Annotated in this window: 18 protein-coding genes; 7 read left to right on the forward strand and 11 right to left on the reverse strand. The window is 30.6% G+C overall.

What is annotated here, in order from left to right:
* Positions 1-33 precede the first annotated feature (33 nt).
* The 3 genes from I6U48_RS01005 to I6U48_RS01015 all read right to left on the reverse strand — a co-directional run bounded on the left by I6U48_RS01005 (position 34) and on the right by I6U48_RS01015 (position 2,275).
* On the reverse strand, positions 34-354 hold the full coding sequence (locus I6U48_RS01005; protein ID WP_446681748.1) for a DUF5661 family protein: 321 nt from the start codon (positions 352-354) through the stop codon (positions 34-36).
* Positions 355-432: 78 nt separating this feature from the next.
* Positions 433-690, reverse strand: coding sequence for a hypothetical protein (locus I6U48_RS01010; protein WP_218318537.1), 258 nt, complete (start codon positions 688-690; stop codon positions 433-435).
* Positions 671-2,275: a glycosyltransferase family 39 protein gene (locus tag I6U48_RS01015; RefSeq protein WP_218318538.1), complete on the reverse strand. Its 1,605-nt coding sequence runs from the start codon at positions 2,273-2,275 to the stop codon at positions 671-673. Before I6U48_RS01015 ends, I6U48_RS01010 begins: the two co-directional genes overlap by 20 nt.
* A gap of 277 nt (positions 2,276-2,552) precedes the next feature.
* On the opposite strand from I6U48_RS01015, the gene I6U48_RS01020 reads away from it, so the two are divergent.
* Entirely contained in the window at positions 2,553-2,999 is a 447-nt protein-coding gene (locus tag I6U48_RS01020) for a MarR family winged helix-turn-helix transcriptional regulator (protein ID WP_218318539.1), read from the forward strand.
* Between the two features lie 18 nt (positions 3,000-3,017).
* Positions 3,018-4,403 carry an MATE family efflux transporter gene (locus tag I6U48_RS01025; protein ID WP_218318540.1) on the forward strand — a complete coding sequence of 462 codons (1,386 nt, stop codon included), beginning with the start codon at positions 3,018-3,020 and terminating at the stop codon, positions 4,401-4,403.
* A gap of 69 nt (positions 4,404-4,472) precedes the next feature.
* Here I6U48_RS01025 and I6U48_RS01030 read toward each other — a convergent pair whose 3' ends face one another.
* From I6U48_RS01030 to I6U48_RS01040, 3 genes are all read right to left on the reverse strand, one after another.
* Positions 4,473-5,252 (reverse strand): arylamine N-acetyltransferase family protein, encoded by a 780-nt coding sequence (locus tag I6U48_RS01030; protein WP_312890836.1) that lies wholly within the window; start codon positions 5,250-5,252, stop codon positions 4,473-4,475.
* 107 nt (positions 5,253-5,359) lie between these two features.
* Complete coding sequence (locus I6U48_RS01035; protein ID WP_218318541.1) at positions 5,360-6,523, reverse strand: class I SAM-dependent methyltransferase; 1,164 nt, start codon at positions 6,521-6,523, stop codon at positions 5,360-5,362.
* 83 nt (positions 6,524-6,606) lie between these two features.
* Entirely contained in the window at positions 6,607-8,013 is a 1,407-nt protein-coding gene (locus tag I6U48_RS01040; RefSeq protein WP_218318542.1) for a putative bifunctional diguanylate cyclase/phosphodiesterase, read from the reverse strand.
* A gap of 221 nt (positions 8,014-8,234) precedes the next feature.
* Between I6U48_RS01040 and I6U48_RS01045 the strand changes: the two genes are divergently transcribed.
* Positions 8,235-8,687 carry a hypothetical protein gene (locus I6U48_RS01045; RefSeq protein ID WP_218318543.1) on the forward strand — a complete coding sequence of 151 codons (453 nt, stop codon included), beginning with the start codon at positions 8,235-8,237 and terminating at the stop codon, positions 8,685-8,687.
* 2 nt (positions 8,688-8,689) lie between these two features.
* Entirely contained in the window at positions 8,690-9,118 is a 429-nt protein-coding gene (locus tag I6U48_RS01050; RefSeq protein WP_218318544.1) for a ferritin family protein, read from the forward strand.
* A 68-nt stretch (positions 9,119-9,186) separates the two neighbouring features.
* Here the strand turns inward: I6U48_RS01050 and I6U48_RS01055 are convergent, their stop codons facing one another.
* The 3 genes from I6U48_RS01055 to I6U48_RS01065 form a co-directional block, all read right to left on the reverse strand.
* Entirely contained in the window at positions 9,187-12,681 is a 3,495-nt protein-coding gene (locus I6U48_RS01055; protein ID WP_218318545.1) for an AAA family ATPase, read from the reverse strand.
* Complete coding sequence (locus I6U48_RS01060) at positions 12,668-13,888, reverse strand: exonuclease SbcCD subunit D (RefSeq protein WP_218318546.1); 1,221 nt, start codon at positions 13,886-13,888, stop codon at positions 12,668-12,670. The genes I6U48_RS01055 and I6U48_RS01060 overlap by 14 nt, the downstream gene beginning before the upstream one ends.
* A gap of 170 nt (positions 13,889-14,058) precedes the next feature.
* Positions 14,059-14,676: a hypothetical protein gene (locus tag I6U48_RS01065; RefSeq protein ID WP_218318547.1), complete on the reverse strand. Its 618-nt coding sequence runs from the start codon at positions 14,674-14,676 to the stop codon at positions 14,059-14,061.
* A gap of 407 nt (positions 14,677-15,083) precedes the next feature.
* Between I6U48_RS01065 and I6U48_RS01070 the strand changes: the two genes are divergently transcribed.
* Positions 15,084-15,431, forward strand: coding sequence for a DUF6483 family protein (locus I6U48_RS01070; RefSeq protein WP_218318548.1), 348 nt, complete (start codon positions 15,084-15,086; stop codon positions 15,429-15,431).
* A 69-nt stretch (positions 15,432-15,500) separates the two neighbouring features.
* Here I6U48_RS01070 and I6U48_RS01075 read toward each other — a convergent pair whose 3' ends face one another.
* Positions 15,501-16,571 (reverse strand): DUF3810 domain-containing protein, encoded by a 1,071-nt coding sequence (locus tag I6U48_RS01075; protein WP_218318549.1) that lies wholly within the window; start codon positions 16,569-16,571, stop codon positions 15,501-15,503.
* Positions 16,572-16,774: 203 nt separating this feature from the next.
* Complete coding sequence (locus tag I6U48_RS01080) at positions 16,775-17,557, reverse strand: EFR1 family ferrodoxin (RefSeq protein ID WP_218318550.1); 783 nt, start codon at positions 17,555-17,557, stop codon at positions 16,775-16,777.
* Positions 17,558-17,772: 215 nt separating this feature from the next.
* Here I6U48_RS01080 and I6U48_RS01085 point away from each other — a divergent pair, with 215 nt between their 5' ends.
* Positions 17,773-19,311: a DHA2 family efflux MFS transporter permease subunit gene (locus I6U48_RS01085; RefSeq protein ID WP_218318551.1), complete on the forward strand. Its 1,539-nt coding sequence runs from the start codon at positions 17,773-17,775 to the stop codon at positions 19,309-19,311.
* 72 nt (positions 19,312-19,383) lie between these two features.
* Positions 19,384-20,031 (forward strand): HlyD family secretion protein, encoded by a 648-nt coding sequence (locus I6U48_RS01090; RefSeq protein ID WP_218318552.1) that lies wholly within the window; start codon positions 19,384-19,386, stop codon positions 20,029-20,031.
* Positions 20,032-20,163: the final 132 nt, after the last annotated feature.

The raw sequence follows: 20,163 nt of genomic DNA on the forward strand, positions 1-20,163 counted from the left end.
CTAAGTGCGACAGCCCCTTTGCTTATTTAAAATTTAATCACCCCAATATTCTTCCGCCTCTTCTTCCATCTTAGTTAGTCTTTTATAATAATCTGGATATTCATTTAAATGAGCGAGAGTTATTTTTCCAGTTATGATAGGATCATCATTAGTTATGTTAGTAAACAGATTAACAGTTCCATGCTCCAATTCAACGTTTAATCCAATTCTAAATTGTTCCACATCAAACTTATCAAATTTAATATTCAAATACTTAGCAATCCATACAGCTTCTTCTGTGGTAAAATTTTTTTTAGGAGAACTCCTTTTATCATTACACCTCATCGCATTACGGAAATACTGACATCTATACATATATACCTCCATAAAAAATAAATATTACAATATATTATGTGTAAAAAATTATTTTGGCACATAATATATTGCGATATCTTATTTTCCTGTAAGATCCGCCTTTGACATTCCATTACCTCTTTCATTACCGTCCATTCTAGGACCTCCGTTCATTCCTAGACCACCAGGCCCGCCATTCATTCCACCGCCACCGTTCATCCCTCGATTACCATTCATTCCTTGACCGGAACCAGTATGAGTTATATTTTGAGCAGTAATTGCTGTACAAGAACTAAGTGACATGGAGCAAATAGCTAGCACCATAATTATAAATATCTTATATATCATTTTTCGCATATTCTATAACCTCTTTCTGAGTGGTATTGGATTGAGAAAAATATTTTTTCAATATAAAGTCATATACATCTTTAAATCCCATATACGATAAAATTATTAATAATGGATATACTGGATAAATATATCTGGACTTAATTTCCCATAAAATATAGAATCCAATAAACCCTAAAATCACTAAAATTAAAAACACTTCATCAAACCTTTTAGCTTTTATTCCACTTATCAATCTAACAAAAATGAAACAATACATTAGGAAATTCATTACATATAATATCCAGAGTAATCCACTTCTATATTGTGAATTTCCTTTAAAGAGATCAGTAGCAAAGGTAGTATAACTATAGCCGCCCATTACCATACCCCTTCCCTGACCTCTATTAAAAGATGATTGAACGCCAATGCCATATCTCTCAACCTGGTATGTTCCTTCCGTCCAGGTCCATGTAATCTTCTTATAATACATTTTTGCTATGTCACTAAAGGTCATGTTTGATAACTTATTTTTAATTTCTTCCTTAAACAATTCTGTACTTTTTTCTTTATTATAGTTTCCCTGTCTTTGATATATATTATAGCTTTGCATATCATCCCAAAATCCAAACTTGTCCTTACTTATGCCCATGTTTAGCCACATATATATAGGTGCAGAATTTTTATTGACGGATTCAGTTACAATATTGGTCCCTTTTAAAACAGCATTTTGAGCCCAGCCTGGAACATTGAATAACACAGCCAGTATACATAGAGAGGTTATTACCTTTTTAGCTCCAATTTTCTTTATACTTAGCAAAATATAGATTACCGAAGCTATTAAAACAATAACTCCTACACTTCTAAAATAGTTTCCTATTGCTAAGGAAACAGAGGCGCCAATAATATACTTAATAGATTTTTCTTTTACAAATTTTATTGCAAAATATATAGCAGTTGTAAAAAATGCTGTAGCTATAATATCATTATATATAAAATTACACATAAATAATGATGGTATATATGTTGCAGCAAATACTAAGACACCATAGTCATTTTCTTCTGACTTATAATTTATCTCTTTATATATTAAGTAAATCATTAAAGTTATAACAAGAGAAAATAGTATATTAAAAATCTTTATAACTAGATAGTTATCTGGAAATACAGCTAGTAATGTTTTCAAATATAATACGATGGAAAAATTAAAAGGAAACATATAAAGATATCCTCCAGTTTGAAATGAGGAATAATCTTTGTTATATAACATGTTTAAGGCCAGTGAAAGTACCGTTTGAGAATCATCTGTAGGCAGTCTGGTAAACAAAAATATAATAACTATTTGAATAACAAAAGAAAACAGCAGCGTCACTGGAATTACGACTTTTTTACTGTACTTATTAAGTTTTAAGCACAACTTATACAAAGCTATACTAAATAAACCTAGTGCCACTATAAGAAAAATAAAAATACCAAGCTTTTGCTTTTCTAAGACTGGAATATCGCCATATACAAAATAATTATACTTAGCTCTAATAAAAAATGATGATGCGATAAAAAGTCCTATAAAGAAAGTAAATATTAGATATATTATTTTTTTAACTAATCCTAACATATAAAAACCCCTCTGCAGTAATTTATTATCTATCTACTAACCTTGTCTGTAAAAAAATTTAATCCTTTCATTATCAAATTTATCTCCTCCACTGAACTTATTTGATAAATCTATTTTAATTTATTACTTTAATGGTTTTTTCACAAAATCATGAACAATTTATTAATTTTTTATGAGATTCTTGAATTTTTAATGGTGCTGTCCTTCTTTAGCTTGACAAATAGAAAATAGAGGTATAAAATAAGTTAGAATTCTAACTATATGAAAGGTGATATTTATGACATATGACGAATTACACGAATTACATGACTTGTTGTTTAAAACCATGGGCTTGTTCCATGAAAAATTTATCCGTCGATTTTGTAGAGAAAGCGAAAAATGTCCTGGACTTAAAAAGAACCATACTATAATTATTGGTTTTCTCTATCAAAATAAGATTCTTACTGCTACTGAAATTGCAAAGATGCTAAATATGGAGAAGGGCAGTTTAACCACTTTAATTGATCAGTTACAAGAATTAGGTTTAGTTATTCGCTATGAGGATACTAATGACCGACGAAAATCCCTCATATCCCTTACAGATTTCGGAAGAGCAACAATGGAAGATATGATGAAAGTATCTATTCAGCGTATGAATGAAATCCTAGGCAATGCTGATACCGATGAAGTATTAAAATTTGTTGACAGCCTCAGATATGCTGTTGAATTTATGCAAAAAAATTAAGAAGGTGAATAAAAAAAAATGAATAGCACAATCGAACTTAGAGATGGAAAGATTAGTACTTTACTATGGAAGTTTTCCTGGCCAGCTGTTATCGCCATGCTGGTAAATTCTTTATATAATATTATTGATCGTATATTTGTAGGACGTGGTGTAGGCTCACTTGCTATTGCTGCCACAACTGTAGCTTTTCCTATCATGCTTATTCTTCTAGCAGTATCTGTGTTAATTGGTGTTGGTGCAACATCATTAATATCCATCCGACTAGGAGAAAAAAATCCGGAAGAAGCTGAAAAAATCGCTGGCAACGCAACTTTATTATTAATCATATTGCCAATGTGTATCAGTATTATTTATTTTCTTTTTACCGATCCCATTCTAACATTTTTTGGAGCTAGCGCTGAAGTTCTACCTTATGCAAAAGACTTTACGCATATTATAATGCTAGCATCATCCTTAGGTTCTATAAGCATGGGAATGGTTAACTTTATTAGAGCTGAAGGTAACCCTCGAATGGCCATGTATACCCAGGTAATTGGAACGTTGATTAATGTAGTCTTAAATTATACTTTCGTCATGAAATTAGGCTTTGGGATTAAAGGCTCTGCACTTGCAACCATCTGTGGTCAAATATTTTCATCAGCTTGGGTCTTAAGTTATTTTCTCTTTGGACCTAGCCTTCTAAAAATACGTCTAAAGAATCTCAGACTTCAGAAGAGTTTAGTTGTTAGTATCGTATCCATTGGCTTTGCCCCTTTTGCTATGCAATTAGCCAACAGTATGCAAAATATCATCTTAAACAAAGCGCTAATGACCTATGGTGGAGATATGGCACTATCAGCTATGGGCATTGTTGGAAGCATATCCACATTAATGTTTATGCCTATTCTTGGTATCAGTCAAGGTGCCCAACCAATCATCGGTTTTAATTATGGTGCCCGGCAGTTTGATAGAGTAAAAGAAGCCTTGAAAAAAGCGGTAATTGTTGGTACTGTCATAGCAGTAACCAGCACTGCAGTGGTACATCTATGGCCAACTCAAATCGCCAATATGTTTAACAACAACAACCCGGAATTAACCAAATTAACTGCTCATGCAATGTCAATCTTCTTTTTAATGTTTCCGGTAGCTGGCTTTCAAATTGTATGTTCCCAATACTTCCAGGCAGTTGGTAAGCCTATTCAATCCACAATTCTGGGTCTATCTAGGCAGTTATTTTTATTGATTCCACTATTACTGATATTGCCACGCTTTTGGCATATCGAGGGTGTATGGAGAACTCCACCTATAGCTGATATTTTAGCTGCTCTTATAACCGCCTGTGTTGTATTCGTGGAAATGAAGCACATAAAAGAAAAAGAGTTGCTTCAAGCTGATGACTTCGAAGAAATCATCCTTGAAAGATAAATATTCTTGAAATATAGCAATTGTACCTAAATTTAATGCTAAGTGGCTGTTGCAAGCAACAGCCACTTTTTACATTTTAATCAAATCCAAATCAAGTTCAAAATGTTTCTTAAGCACTTTATTAAACTCATCCTCATTCGATATCTTTGTCTCGGAAATCTGACCATTCTTAGCAACCTTAAAACACTCATCAGTTAATGTAATTCTTCCTTCCTTTATTGGCTTTGTACAAAATTTCATTTTTGTAAACCATGAATCAGGATATGTAGAAGTAAAATGGCTTGACATAACATAATCTACTGGATAGCACTCATCCAAGGTAAAAGCATACATATAACTATATTTATCTTCCACTTTATTTTGCAGCATATACCCAAATTTAGAGTCTTTAAGAAGTCGATAGGTATCTCCAGATTGCTGTTGTTCTATTCCTTCCTCCAATAATAAAGGTTCAGTAATGCCATTTCTTCCAAAGCCAACATCCACTAGCCACCTCTTGTCATCGATTTCCACCATCAATACCTGATGTGTTTTGGCTGAATAGAAAGTACCTTCTACTTCTACTCTAGCTAATAGGTCTGTTACTTTAAATCCCAATTCCTTAAGAACAAAAGAAAATAAGCCATTCATTTCAAAGCAATAACCGCCTCTTTTATTTTCTACAATTTTCTTATATAAAGACTCTCTATCAAGCAAGATTGGCTTTTTATAGTACACATTTAAGTTTTCAAAAGGTACATTCAAAGTATGAGATTTATGTAAGTTATAAAGAGTTTCAAAGCAAGCATCAATTTTTCCTTCATATTTTATTCTCTCAAGATAAGAAATGATATTAAAATTCTTTGACACGATTATTCCCCCATTTAATTAAATTGAAGGGGCTGTTGCACTTACCTACGGCCGACACTTAACTTATATTCCGGAATATATTGCAACAGCGCCCTTTTAATTGTATTTTAAATTAAGTTATCTTCTTTTAATAATTTAAACAGTGTTGGATCAAAATTGAATTGTTTAATTAAAGCTTTAACCTCAGCTAAAGCTTCTTCTCTTTTCTCCCTAGATACATTACTCTTCACTGCTCTAATTAATATGTTTTTAGGTGAATGGGCTATATCTATGAATTCTAAAAGCTGAGTTTTATAACCTAAATATTCTAGTAAATTCGCCCTAACAGCATCGGTCATAAGTGCTGCTGCTCTTTCCTTAACTATTCCATACCTTGTTAGTATAGATAGAGTTTCTGCTTTCATTTGTTCATTAAGCTCATGCTGGCAGCAAGGAACAGAGAAAATCATTTTAGTATTCCACTTTATAGCATTATATAATGCATAATCCGTTGCTGTGTCGCAAGCATGTAATGTAATCACCATATCTACCTTGTTATTATACTTGAATCCATTTATATCACCAATTTCAAAATGTAAATTTTCGTAGTTATACTTTTCGGCTATCTCATTACACCTTTTAATAACATCTTCTTTAAGATCTAAACCTATGATATTTACATTGATTTTTTTTATTTCTACAAAATAGTAGTATACTATAAAGGTTAAATAGGATTTCCCACATCCAAAGTCTAGAATTGTAAGTTCTTTAAAGTCACTTTTTTTAACTTCATCATCTATAATTTCTATGAATCTATTTATTTGTTTATACTTATCATATTTTGAATTAACTATTTTACCGTCCTTCGTAAAAATGCCTAAATCCATAAGAGGTTCTATAAGCATCCCCTCTTTTAGTATATAATTTTTTTCTTTATTATGACTTTTGTTTACTACTTTTATATTATCGTTTTTCTTTTTACTTAAGAAAATCCTACCTTTTTTAGATATTTTCAGGTCAAATGTATGCATACTAGACCAGGCAGAAAGCTGCTTGTAGTTTTCCTGCAAATATTCTAGTAGTTTTTCTTCTAACATATTCTCTTCAATATTTTCATGAAAAACCTGCTTATCTGTGAATTTTTCTATCTGATAATATTGTTTCTCTTTGTTCTCTCTTAAGTTAAATGCTATTTTATTGTATTTAACATCTTTATTCATTTTATTACTAATAACTATTTTTATAATTTCTTCTTCTATTATTTCATTGATTGCTCTTTTTAAATCATCCATATATTTCACTCACCTTATTGTCTATTTTAAGTATAAATTTAATCTAATCTATTATAGCATAATCCAGAACAATTTTAACATCACTACCTTAATTTATGAACTAGTTGATTATTACTTTTCAGCATCTTTTCAAAGTCTTCTTTAGATACAGGTTTACTGAATATATAACCTTGTACCAGGTCACAATTATATTCTCGAAGTATTTTTAGTTGTGAATGTTCTTCCACACCTTCTGCTACTACCTTTAAATCTATGCCATGGGCTAGCTGTATGAGTGCAGAGACTATAGCACTTTGTCTTTTATCTTCAGTAATATCATCTATAAATGATTTATCTATTTTTATATAATCTATAGGAATATCTTTCAGATAACTTAAAGATGAATAGCCTGTACCAAAATCATCGAGATAGACCTTAATGCCTAAATCTCTAATTTTATTTAACATCTTTTTATAATATCTAAAATCCTCCATAATAATACTTTCAGTTATCTCAATTTCTAACCATTTAGATTCTAATTCGGTGTCGTTTAAGATTTTTTTTATTAAATTTATAACACTATTGTTTTTTAATTGATCTACAGAAAGATTAACAGCTATAGCTAGCTTCTTATAACCCTCCTCTTGCCATTTTTTGTTTTGTAGACATACAGTTTTTATTACAATTTCCCCAATTTTTTCTATTATTCCTACTTCCTCTGCCAGCTTAATAAAAACCGTTGGAGATATAATTCCCTTTGTTGGGTGAATCCATCTAACTAAAGCCTCTGCTCCTTCTAATTCTCCTGTACTGATATTTATTTTCGGTTGATAGAATATAATGAATTCTTTATTTTCAACTGCTTCTCTAAGTTCTTTTTCCAACTCTACCCTTTCTAATATCTGCTTTCTCATGCTGCTTTCAAAAAACTTATAGTTACTTTTTCCGGAAATTTTGGCAAAACTCATAGCAGTATCTGCATTTCTAATTAATTCTTCAAGATCTTTTCCGTCTCTTGGATATATGGAAACTCCTAAGCTTGCTGATATATATACGCTCTTGTCCTCAATAGTAACACTTTTTTCTAAACTTTGTGCTAATGAATATACAAGTCCTGCAAGTTCCAACTCATTTTTAACGCTTCTTACTAATACTCCAAATTTATCAGTGGATATATGACAAAGCATATCCTTATCTTTTATATGTTCTTCTATTATGGATACAACTTTTACAATTAATTTATCTCCAAATTTATATCCTAAATCATAATTTACATTTCTAAAATCATTAATATTTATATATACAATAGCGGCAAATTCACTTTGTTCTATTAAATCAACTATTTTAGAAATGTTCTCTTTAATATAATTGAAATTAGGTATATTAGTTAAGGAATTATAGAAAGCTAGACATCTCCTTTTCTTTTCGCAATCCTCACTCTTAATACTATTACACTTATTATTACTTTTGTTGTCTATTCTAAAATTAGATTTATTATGACTTATTTCCATTTATTAGTCTCCTTTCTATGAATAGCGAGTGCCCTGAAACATACAGTACCAAATCAATCCATATATTAGTACATTATCAGACTTATATACTATAGTGCAAGTCCTAAATTTTATATTCCTTTTCTAATAAATTTATAGATATGCATTTGCATTTTGACAATTTTAATTATATAATAATAAGTATCAAATATTCCAATTTTGGATAATGGGGGGAGTTTTATTTGGTAACTGATATAAATTTCAATTTGTTAATAACTGCTATTGGTAACTGCTGCCTAGGAACTGACTACTGTGGTTCTTGTGCTAAAGAAAAGTGTCTTATAGGATTCTGTAAGCAAAATCTTTTAACCTGCTTAAAAACGGGAGAACAGTTTATAGAAGATGAAATAAATAACATTCCTATTTTTGACACAAAGGTTTTTGATCAAAACTGTGTAATTGATACTATAGGATTTATATTAAATCAATGTAAAAACTGTAATGCTTATCACGATGAAGAATGTATTATTAATATGTTAAGAAGTGCTTGTGAGGTAATATTACTTGGCAACCCAATAGATTATAATGGTAGTGTTCTTTTATACATCGATGAGATAAGGGATATTAATCCTGAAATATCTAAGGATATATATGAATCCTTCAAAAAAAATAAAAAAGAAAAGGAAGGTATATAAAAATGGAAGATATCAAATTAGCAATCGAAACTACTTTAGGCGAAACTAAAGGAACAGAGCTTGACAGGTCTGTAAAACAAACCTTCAATGGCGAAACTAAAGAAGCAGGTCTTTATGTTGCTATTGCTCGCCAGGCTCAGAGACAAGGCTATGGCGATATTGCTGAAATATTAAAAGTTTTAGCCCTTGAAGAAGTAGAGCACGCAGCAACTTGTGCCGAATTAAACGGTATGATAACAGATGATTGTTTTAAAGACATACAACAAATGCTTGAAGGCGAAGTTTTTGCCAATAACGCAAAGAGGCAGGAAGCATTAAAGGCAGATTCCCTAAATATAGAATCTGCTAAAGAGTTCTTTAATGCTGCCGCTAAAGATGAAGGGAGACATGCTAGAATATTAAAAGGAATACTTGAAAAATATGGAAAGTAAGAAAAATGCCTGCATTTTTCTTACTTTCTTTTTAAATTTATCAAACTAATTTATATATAATTTTCAAACTAACTTCTCTCTATCCTAACCTTACTGCCACCCATTCCAGCTTCTGCCGCAGTTACTATTAATTTTACCGGTACCCTGTTTTTTATTGACTCAACATGACTTATAATACCTATTGATAACTTATCATTATGAATCTTTTCTAAAGAATCCATAACAACTTCAAGCAGATTATCATCAAGGGTTCCAAAGCCTTCATCTAAGAAGAATAACTCTAATGGTGCTGTACCTTTTAATTGTATTTGAGCAGATAGTGCTAATGCTAATGCTAGGGAAGTTACAAAAGTTTCTCCACCAGACAAGGTTGATGCATCTCTTTCTTTACCACCATTTTTATAATCTCTAATTAAGAACTTACCGTTTTCATCAACTGCTAATCCATAATTGCCTGCAGTAATCTCCTTTAGTCTTTTGCTGGCTTCAAGGGATACGTATTTTAGTTGATTTGCTGCTACAAATTCTACAAATCTTTTTCCTTTGAATAATTTATCAAGGTCATCTAAAAGACTTAGTTTATAATCCAGCTCTTCTTTTTTCTCTAGAAGCTTGTTCTTTTCTAATAATCTTTCACTTATAGTTTTGACTTCTGTATCTAATTTGATTTTAGTTTCTTCTAAATTTTTTAGTATTTCATCTTTCTCATTCTTAATATTTTGTATTTTAAGCCATTGTTCTTCTGTTAAATTTCTATTATCTATTTTCTTTTTAAGACTTTCTATGGTTCCAGCTAGTCTTGCAAGAGAATTTTTATATTCTTCTATTTTGAGCTTTAATTTATCAATTTCTGTTTTAACTATAAAGTTGCGCCTAGCCTCCTCTATATCTTTAATACTTTCTTCTTTTAATATATTTTCAAGCTTTTCTTTATCATCTATGCTTCTGTCCTTTAAACTAGACAAATTACCTTGAGCAGCTATTATGCTTTTATTGCATTCATTGTACTTTTCATCTACTTCATTTTTAAGCTTTTCTGCTTCCATATATTCTTTTTCTATTTTTGTAATAGTCTGAGATATTTCTTTTTTAAGCTTATCTAAATCCTCTACATCTCCAACTTTATTCTTTATACTCTTTTCTTTTTCTTCTATGTTTTTATTCTTCTCAATAAGAGTAGTTTCCTTCCCCTTAAGTTCTTCTCTTAAATCTCCTGCTTCTTTGTTAAATCTTTCTTTTTGTGTCTGTTCTAACTTTAATTTATCTCTTAATACCTTTATTTCTTTTTCTAAATTAGCCTTTTCTTTTTCTTTTTGAATAATCTCATCATTTTTGCCCTTAAAATCTTCAATAGCCAATTCAGCTTTCAATACTGATAACTCTTCATCTACCTTTTCAAATTCTTCCTCTGTCACTTTTAAATCTTCTTGTAATTTTTTCAATTGGCTTCTATTCTGAGTTAAAATAACATTCTCTTTGTTATATTCAACGTCCAGAACATTCTTCTCCTCAGTTAAAAATTTTATTTTATTTTCTAAGGCAGTTTTTTCTGTATTATATTCACTTATATTAGCTTTTAACTTATTCAATTCACTTTGAAGAAACTCTACAGAAGTGGTCTTAAAATCTTCTCCCAGTTCATTAAGCTTCTTCTGCATTTCTTCTTCATTTTCTTCTTCTGTTTTAACGTTAGTTTGTGTCTTTATTATTTCTTCTTCTAACTTCTTATTTTTATTTTCTTTTTTGCTCAAATTTGTTTTTAATTGTTTTAAATTACTGGAATCTAGAATTTCTACATTCTCTATATGATGCTCCTTTGATCCGCATACCGGGCACGCTTCTCCCTCTAATAACGCCTCTCTCAAAGTATGTGCTAAGTTTTCAACTTCAATTTTCTTTATATTATCATTTATTTGATTAAGTTCCTGCTGCAAAGAAACCTTTTCCTTCTCCTTAATCTCTAACTCTTTTCTTAGAGTTTCAATAACATTCTTACTCTTACTTAGAGCTGCGTTATAATCCCTATGTTTATCCCATTTTTCTTTTACAAGTGATAACTTTTCTTGAAGAGTCAGTAATGTATTTTGATCTCCTGGATAAGTCTCTATAAGCTTTTCTAATGACTCCTTATTAATATGTATTAGTTCTTCTTTTTCTTTAAGCTCTTTTGATAGAACTTCACTCTTTCTTTGAGCTTCTTCAATATTTGATAATGCATTTTTAATTTCTTTAGATAGTTTATTTTTCTGCTTCATTAGGTTTTCATGATTATTTAAAATTACTATAGCTTCATTAACTTTCTTCTTGTACTCTTCAGAAATTTTTAAGGTCTCTACTTTCTGTTCCTTATCACTTATATCATTACTTACGTTATTAAGATTTAGTTCGCTCTTTTCTATTTTATCACCTGTTACTTTTAAATCTTCTTCTATCTTACTAATATTTTCTTTTAATACTTTCTTTTCTTTTATTAAGGCATTTAGTAAGACTTTTTCCTCTATTGCATCTATGACCTTCTGTTCCTTTATTTTTAAATCAGGCAATTCCTTGTCTTTCTTATTTTTAACTATATTTAATGCAGCCTCAATTTTTTCTTTATTTTCTTTTATAGTCTCTACTTTCCTTGTTAAATTTGAAAGTTCATTGTTTACAGCCTCAATTTGAGCTAAAGTATTTTCAAAGCTGTCAATATAAGGTTTAACCTTTAATGCACTTTCTCCTAGTAAAGCTTTTCTTTGACTTTTATTTATTTCTTCTTCCTTTTCTTTAAGTTCGTTCTCCCTATCTATTTGTTCTTTTAATTCCTTTTGAAGGTTCCATATTTCTTTACCCTTATTAAAACTCTCTTCTGCATCCTTCAATTCTATTTGGCATTTACCACACTTTTCTTTTATTTCTGATAAAGTCTTTGTTTTTTCTTTCAGTATTTCTTCACTAATGCCCTCATATCCTTTTAGTTCACCCTCTAGGATATCTGCCTTTTGCTTTTCTTTTCTAATTTTATTACTCAGCTTAATAGATAGGTTATCTCCGTATTTCTGAAGGTTAAATAACCTTTCTAACATATTTCTTCTCTCTCGTCCCTCTAGTTTTAGAAATTCACTAAACTTTCCCTGAGGTAAAACCACAGTTCTTGTGAAATCCTCTAATTTTAATCCAATTATTTCTTCGCACTTTTTAGTTACAGTGCTAGCTCCTTCCTCTAAAATGACTTCTTCCTCTTCTGTTATATCTATTACCTTAGCTGACTTACTTCTTATACTCCCAGTTTTACGTTCTCTTCTAAATTCCCTATCTACTCTATACCTTTTTATTTCTTTTTCACATATTCTAAATTCAAAGCTTACGTTCAAGGCATCGCAGTTTGTGTTCATAAAATTTGAGCTTTTTCTTGCCACTTCACCATATAAAGCCAAAGTAATACCATCTAATATGGTAGATTTACCACTTCCAGTAGGGCCAAAGATACCAAATAATCCTTTATCAGTTAACTTCTCAAAGTTTATCTCTTGGCTGTCTATAAAACTATTTAATCCTTTTATTTTAAGTTTAATTGGCTTCATGCTCTTCTTCCCCCTCCTGTAGAATAGATAATAATAAATCTACTACCTCCTGTTGCGGTTCAACCTTTCTTTCTTTTAAATAAAACTCTTTAAATATATCCTCAAAGGATTTTTCTGAAAAACTGCTTATGTCTATATCATCACTTTCCCCTTCTATTTTAGGTACAATTTCCAGAATATCCTTCTTAGTATTTTTCATCAGTTTTATTTCATCTTCTCTTATGTATCTATCCGTCTTTATTTCCAAATAAACCCAACAGTCCTTTTCTTTGTTTTCTTCACATTTTTGAGTGGCCTCTTCAATACTCTTGCATTTCCAAACCTCTATTGGTTTATATACCTTAAACTCTACCTCTTCAATATTGCACTCTTCACCTTTCTTTACATCTACAACAAAGCATTTTTTCTTAAAATTAATCTCCTTCTTATTGTAATGTATTGGTGAACCTGCATATCTTGCTCTTTTATTCGTACCTGGTACTATTTGCGGTTTATGTACATGACCTAATGCGATATACTGTGCCTTCTTAGGGAAACAACTTCCATCTACTATAAAGCTTCCCCCAAGCTGAATATTTCTCTCTGAGCCTGCCTCTTCACTTCCCATAGCAAACAAATGTGAAACTGCTATATTTATAGTATCATCTCTATATTTGTCACTTAAGCTTTCAAATAAAGTTTTAACTCTATCACCATAGGATTTCAATCTTTCCTCTTCTTCATCCATTGAATCATATAAAACTTCGTTTAATCTTTTTTCGCTTGGATATGGAACTGCAAGAATTACAGCTCTTTCTCCTTTTATTTCGACTTCGACAAAGCCTTCTCCTGAATCTATAACCTTATGCTTCCCATATTCGCCAACAGTAACTACTGATTTTGGCGTACCTGTCATTATAATTCCGTGGTCTCTTGCTAAAGGACCTGCTGCAACTAGCCTATCTGGGTTATCATGGTTACCTGCTATAACTAAAGTTATTCTTTCTCCACTGGCCGATAATCTTTTCAATGTATCATAAAACATTTTCTCAGCTCTAGCTGGTGGATTAGAGCTATCATATATATCCCCAGCAATGAGTATCAAATCTATATTATTGCTTTCAACTATTTCTACAAAGTCATTAAGAAATGCCTCTTGTTCATCCATACGACTGTAACCTTCTAGATTTTTACCTAAATGCCAGTCAGAAGTATGTAAAATTTTCATTTATTTTTTCCCCCAAACTAAATATAATTATATTTCTAAATAGTATGTGCATATTATAACTTATTCCTGCTTCTTTATCAAAACTCATTAATTACAAAAGGTCAGTTAAAATGACTTCAAATCATCTTAACTGACCTTTTGGCTATATTAAGTATCAAAACCTTGCCGCCCTATACAAAGCCTTTAACTTTACCTAAAATATACTGTACTAATTTATCTCTACTTTTATACATGTAAGCAGAACCTTTTAAATCTGGAACATATTCTTCTATCATTTGTATTAATTCTTCATTTGATAGATAATTAAGTTTGTCTTTCAACTTTTTTTCTCCCTCTTTTTTGTAAAAAGCAACTGGATTAAAGGAAGGCTTATCATACATAGTGTTTTCATCTTTTTTATTAAAAGAACTGTCCCATTCTATAGTAAATTTAGCTTTAAAATTTTTTATATATTCATGATTTTTCTTGATTTTTTCAATAAAGCTTTTAACTTCTTCTATTCCAATTATAATGTCTTCAACATTATTATAAGCATTTTCTTCCTTATTAAGCATGCCATGAATTATTCTCTCTTGTTCTTCTACTCTAAATCTCAAGTCATCTATCTCTTGGTTAATATACTCTATTTCTGATTTAAAACTATTTTCCTTGCTTGATTGATAAAATAATTCTTTTTCATCTCTCAATACTTGTCTAACATATTTCAGACTAGAATCAACCTTATCTGCAATTTCTTCATCATCGATACCAGCATTAAATAGTTTAATTATTTGATTCTTTTTATTCATAATACCCCCTTTTAATATCTAAATTGCTCTATTGATATGTTAGCTCTTTAAAGCCTTTACAAATTCTATCCAGGTGCATTTATTTATAGTTGTGATCTATTTTGTTCCATCTTTAAGGTTTTATGCTGATACTTTAAGCCATCGTCTCCCCCATAAATATTTAATCACTATAACTATATTTATTACTTAACTTTCTCAACTATACCTTTCTTTAAGAAACTTATTTTATTCTAGATGTACATTCATTTTAATATAGGATATAAATTATGTTATAATAAATATAATCAAAACTGTACTTATTGTATGTAACACCATTAACTTAACATATTGAATCGTATAAGTTAAATATCGGTCGTATCTACCTATAATCGCTATTGATATTAATAAAAGAATTAAGGAGGTCTATTATGAACATTGAAGAACTTATTGAGCAATTTGGCAAATCCATGGGTAAAACTATTTTTAATAAAAAAGGAAAAGATACCGAAAAGATTAATATTAATCAAATGGATCCAGGAGATATATTTAAAATAGTTTTTAATAAACTTGTGCGTGAAGGCGATTATAATAAAGCAGAAGATTTAATTTTTGACGAATTAGAAAGAACTAATTCACTAGAAGTTTATTCAATTGCACTTGAATTTTACAATTCATTGCTTAAAAAGAGTGATGAAGAGCTTGTTAAATGTAATTTTTCAAAAAAAGAAATTTATCAGGGATTAGATGATATAAAAAAATTCAAAGTTGATTTATAAACTTACTGAATTATTTTTAGTTGTAAAATATATATAAGCATCTTAAATTTCTCACTTTATTCTATAGTATTATTTTCTGTATTCAGCAAGTAATAAATCAACCATTTTCCCGTAGCTTTCTACTCCTTCTTTCTCCCCATTAGACTTTAAATAATTATTGTTAACATTATTAGCAACTTTTTGGACTTTACCTTCGTACTTAGACCAAAAATTATAATCATACTCAAGATCTCGTTTTACTCCCGCTGAATATTTTGCTGTTAGCTGTTTATAATCTGTCATGTTCGTATTAGCTAGGGCATTCATAGAATTAATAAGTGCCATTATTGCTCCTGAATACTGAAAATCCAAATCGGGGTGATTTGTGCAGGCTAAATAAGCTATATAATTGGCCTCCTCCTCTCTAGCAAATCCTCTTTGATGGGCCATTTCATGAGCTGCAGTAAAATCAACCTCAAAATCTGGTACGCTTATGTTAACATTTGCTTCTCCTGTGTAAGGTATATAAATACCAGTAATTCCTGTATAGCACATTTTCTCAGATAGTAATATTGGTTTTGGGGGGCCATATTTTCCACTTAGTTGTGGATATTTCGCCGAAATCTTTTCATATCCCTTAATTGCACGCGGTAGAATATCTACATATCCTCCAGAAATCTCCATAACTCCCTGAGAATTTTCTTTCACCCTTACCCTTAAAGTATTAGATCTTTTTATAAGACTATCACAGAGATTATAGAGCTCTTTTTCTGAGGATTTCTGTATCTTAAGTCCTGCTATTTTATCAAAAGATAGTCTATTGTAGTTAAAGCCCCATAATAGCATAAATAGAATATATAATACTGATAGATAAACTATAATATTTAATAGTTGTTCAAGAAATCCACCTCGTCTAATTTTGATAATAAGCGTTATTAAAATCAGTATCAAAAGGATTATAAGGAAAAACACCAAAAATTCAGCTACTGAAAAGGGAAAAATGCCTGTAATAAAACTCAGCACCTGTCTTGTTAACTTATTAATGGAATTAGAATAATATTTTTCAACAATTTGAGGATGGATTTTAAGTATATGGTTAAATAGTACTATTATAAAAGCAAATGCTATCATGGTACCTTTTATTCTCAATTTATTTTTCATAGTTTAAATCTCCTTAAGTTGCTGTAAGTTTTATAATATAACTTCTACCTTATAATTATGCCTCCTATAATTTAATTATATATTATTTTACACATAAGATTTTTAGAGAAATTTATCTATATATTATTAAAGTTTGTACTAAATAATAAAAGTACGGAACAACAACTCCCGAACTTTTATTATTAGAATGAACTATATTCTATCTAATCTCTATGGCTTTGAAACAATTCTATAACCTTTATATTTGGATGGTGGTATCGCCCTCTTTTAACTGTACTTTTCTTGTATTGTATAGCTTCCTGCGGACACCACTGTATGCATCCAACACATAATTCGCAGCTATGCTGCCACTTTGGTTTTCCTTCGATAATTTTTATATTATTTGCAGGGCAAATTTTTGAACATGTGCCACATCCATTACACCTTTCATCCGTCCAAAAATTTTTATCTTTATCATTAGGCTTGAAATTTTTATATATAAATTCTCCAATAGCATTTGCAATTAAATTGCTATTTTTATTGATAGCTATATTATCTTTTATTATTGGAGCAATTTTAAAAATTTCTTCTTCCTCTTTTTTAAAACGCTGTTGCTGCTTCTCCTCTGAATATGGAGAATACATAACCAGATAGTTACCAGGCATAGCTATCCCAAAACTTGCTGACAATTTTGCTCCCTTTTTATTTAGTATATTTTCTATTTGTTTAACTGAAATACCACTGCCTGCTCCAAAAGTTGCCACTGCAAAAATATATGCATTTTTATTAATTTGGAGTTTTTCTAAAAATTCTTTGACCATTATAGGTAAACCCGAAAAATAAACTGGAAATACAAATCCTATTTTCTCAGATAGGTCACTATCTATGTTATCTATGTTCTTCCTACATATTTGTACAAGTTTTGCCTCCTCCAAGGTGCCGCTTAAATCCTTTGCCACTTTTAAAGAATTTCCTGTTCCCGTGAAATAATAAATTGTTGTACTCATAATTTACCTCCAAAAATTTAATTAATTGTCTTTACATATATTTTACTATATTATTTATAAAATGGTATTTTAATGAATAAGCAAAATCATATTATTTCAAATTTAGTAAAACAAAATTTATGAATAAAAACTGTTCATAAAATAAATGCTATTTTTATATAGCATTTATAATTTTCTATACATAAATACTTATTATAAGATGAGGTAAACTAAAAATGGATAAATCAAATAAGTCAGAAGAAAAATGGTTGATACCTGTTTTAATTGCTCTTATCGGAGCATTAATGTCTATTTTAGATTCAAGTATTGTTAATGTAGCTATTCCAACGATGATGCACGTATTTAACACCGATACTTCTACAATTGAGTGGGTGGTTACAGTTTATATGCTGGCACTAGGAGTTGTCGTTCCTTTTAGTGGATGGACAGGAGAAAGATATGGATATAAACAGGTATATATGGCAGCAATGGTTATCTTTACTGTTGGATCATTGTTATGTGCAGTAAGCTGGAGTGTCAATTCACTAATAGTTTCACGAGTGCTTCAAGCTTTAGGCGGCGGCATGATTATGCCGACGACTATGACTATGATAAAAAAAATTGTGCCTAAAAATAAGTTTGGCACTGCAATGGGAGTTATCGGAATAGCTTTATTAATGGGACCTGCAATCGGACCTACAGTTGGTGGCTATTTGGTAGAATATATAGACTGGCGGTGGATATTTACAATTAATTTGCCTATAGGTGTAATTGGTATATTATTATCATATTTTTTTCTTCCTGAAATATCCACTAGTAAGGTTGGAAACTTAGATATTGCAGGCGGCCTAATTTCAGCTACTATGTTATTTACTTTATTATTGGCATTAAGTAAAGGAGCTGACTGGGGCTGGACTTCTGAGCCTACTGTGTTACTACTATACATAAGTTCTGTTACATTTATATTATTCATTTATATAGAACTTACATCAAAAAATCCTTTGCTAAATATACGTGTGTTTAAATATACCACATTTGCCATGGCAAATTTCATGTCAATTATTACCAATATTGCTTTGTTCTCTGGTATCTTTTTTATTCCGCTATTTTTACAAAATATTAGAGGATTAGGTGCTCTTGAAACTGGACTTATAATGCTTCCCGGTGCTCTTGTTTCAGGTCTTATGATGCCTATCTCAGGCAAATTATATGACCATGTAGGACCAAGATTTATGTCTATGGCTGGAATTACATGCTTATGTTACACAATATATTTATTTCATAACATAGATATAAATACCCCTACTACAACTATTATGTTATGGATGGTGCTTAGAGGAGCTGGAACCTCCTTTGCATCAATGCCAGCACAAACAGCTTCAATAGATTCTGTTCCACAAGAAGATGTAGGTGCAGCTTCTGCAATATCGAATATCGTTTCAAGGATTTCCGGATCTTTTGGCATTGCTATTTTAACAGAAATATTAAATAGCAGAGTAAGCTTTTATACAGCATCTATGAACAGCCAATTGACTTCAAGAAATTTAGGACTTTCCGAACTTACTCAAAAATTTTCCTCGTATTTTGGCAGCGGTCATATCGCTCAGCCACTAGAAATTGCAAGTATCAAAGGATTAGTCGCACAAGCTTCTTTTGTAAGGAGTTTAGATGATATTTTTATTATTACATCCTGTTTTACTATTTTGGGACTCATTCCTGCTTTTTTCTTAAAAAAGAGTGAAGCCTCTAAAGACGAGTCTATTATACCTGAATAAATTCTAAATAATAAAAAGGCGATTGAATTGATACTTTATATTTCATCTAAATAAATATAGGGTGGTGTCAGTATGAAAAGAAAATCAGTTATTATTACAATTATTGTTTTAGCACTAGTCATAGGAGCCGGCATAGGATATTACTATAGCTATCAAGGAGGTCACTACGTAAAGACTGAAGACGCACGTGTATCCGCCGATATGTTAACAATTACACCTCAAGCTACCGGTACTATTTCACAAATGACCGTTAAAGAAGGTGATGTTGTAACTCAAGGCCAAAGTATTGGAGTACAAAATGTAACTACCGCTTCAGGCGCTACTCAGTCCTCAATAATAGCTCCGCTGAGTGGAAAAGTAATTCAACTAAATGCCCTAAAAGGACAATTGGCTGCTCCGGGAACTAACTTAGGTACAGTAGCCGATACTGGAAGTTCTTACATATCTGCAAATATAAAGGAAACTGATATAGAAAATATTGAAAAAGGTCAAAAAGTAGATATTAGTATTGATGCATTTCCTGAAAAATTATTTGCAGGAACAGTAGCCAGCATCGGGCAAGCAGCAAATTCCACATTTTCATTGTTACCTTCACAAAATACAAGTAGTAGTTATACTAAAGTAACTCAACTAATACCAATCAGAATAAGCATAGATGATTTTAAAGGTACAAATATAATGCCTGGAATGAACGCATTTATAACTATATATATTAGATAATATATCTTTATAAACCTTATATATAAATTAAAAGGAGATGTTGCATTCACACTACTGAAAGTAGAATTATACTTTCTGATATAGTCCTTTGTAAATGCAACATCTCTAATCATAGATATTATAGAAATACTT

It is taken from the genome of Clostridium thailandense, from assembly GCF_019207025.1.
In the GTDB taxonomy this organism is placed as follows: domain Bacteria; phylum Bacillota; class Clostridia; order Clostridiales; family Clostridiaceae; genus Clostridium_AM; species Clostridium_AM thailandense.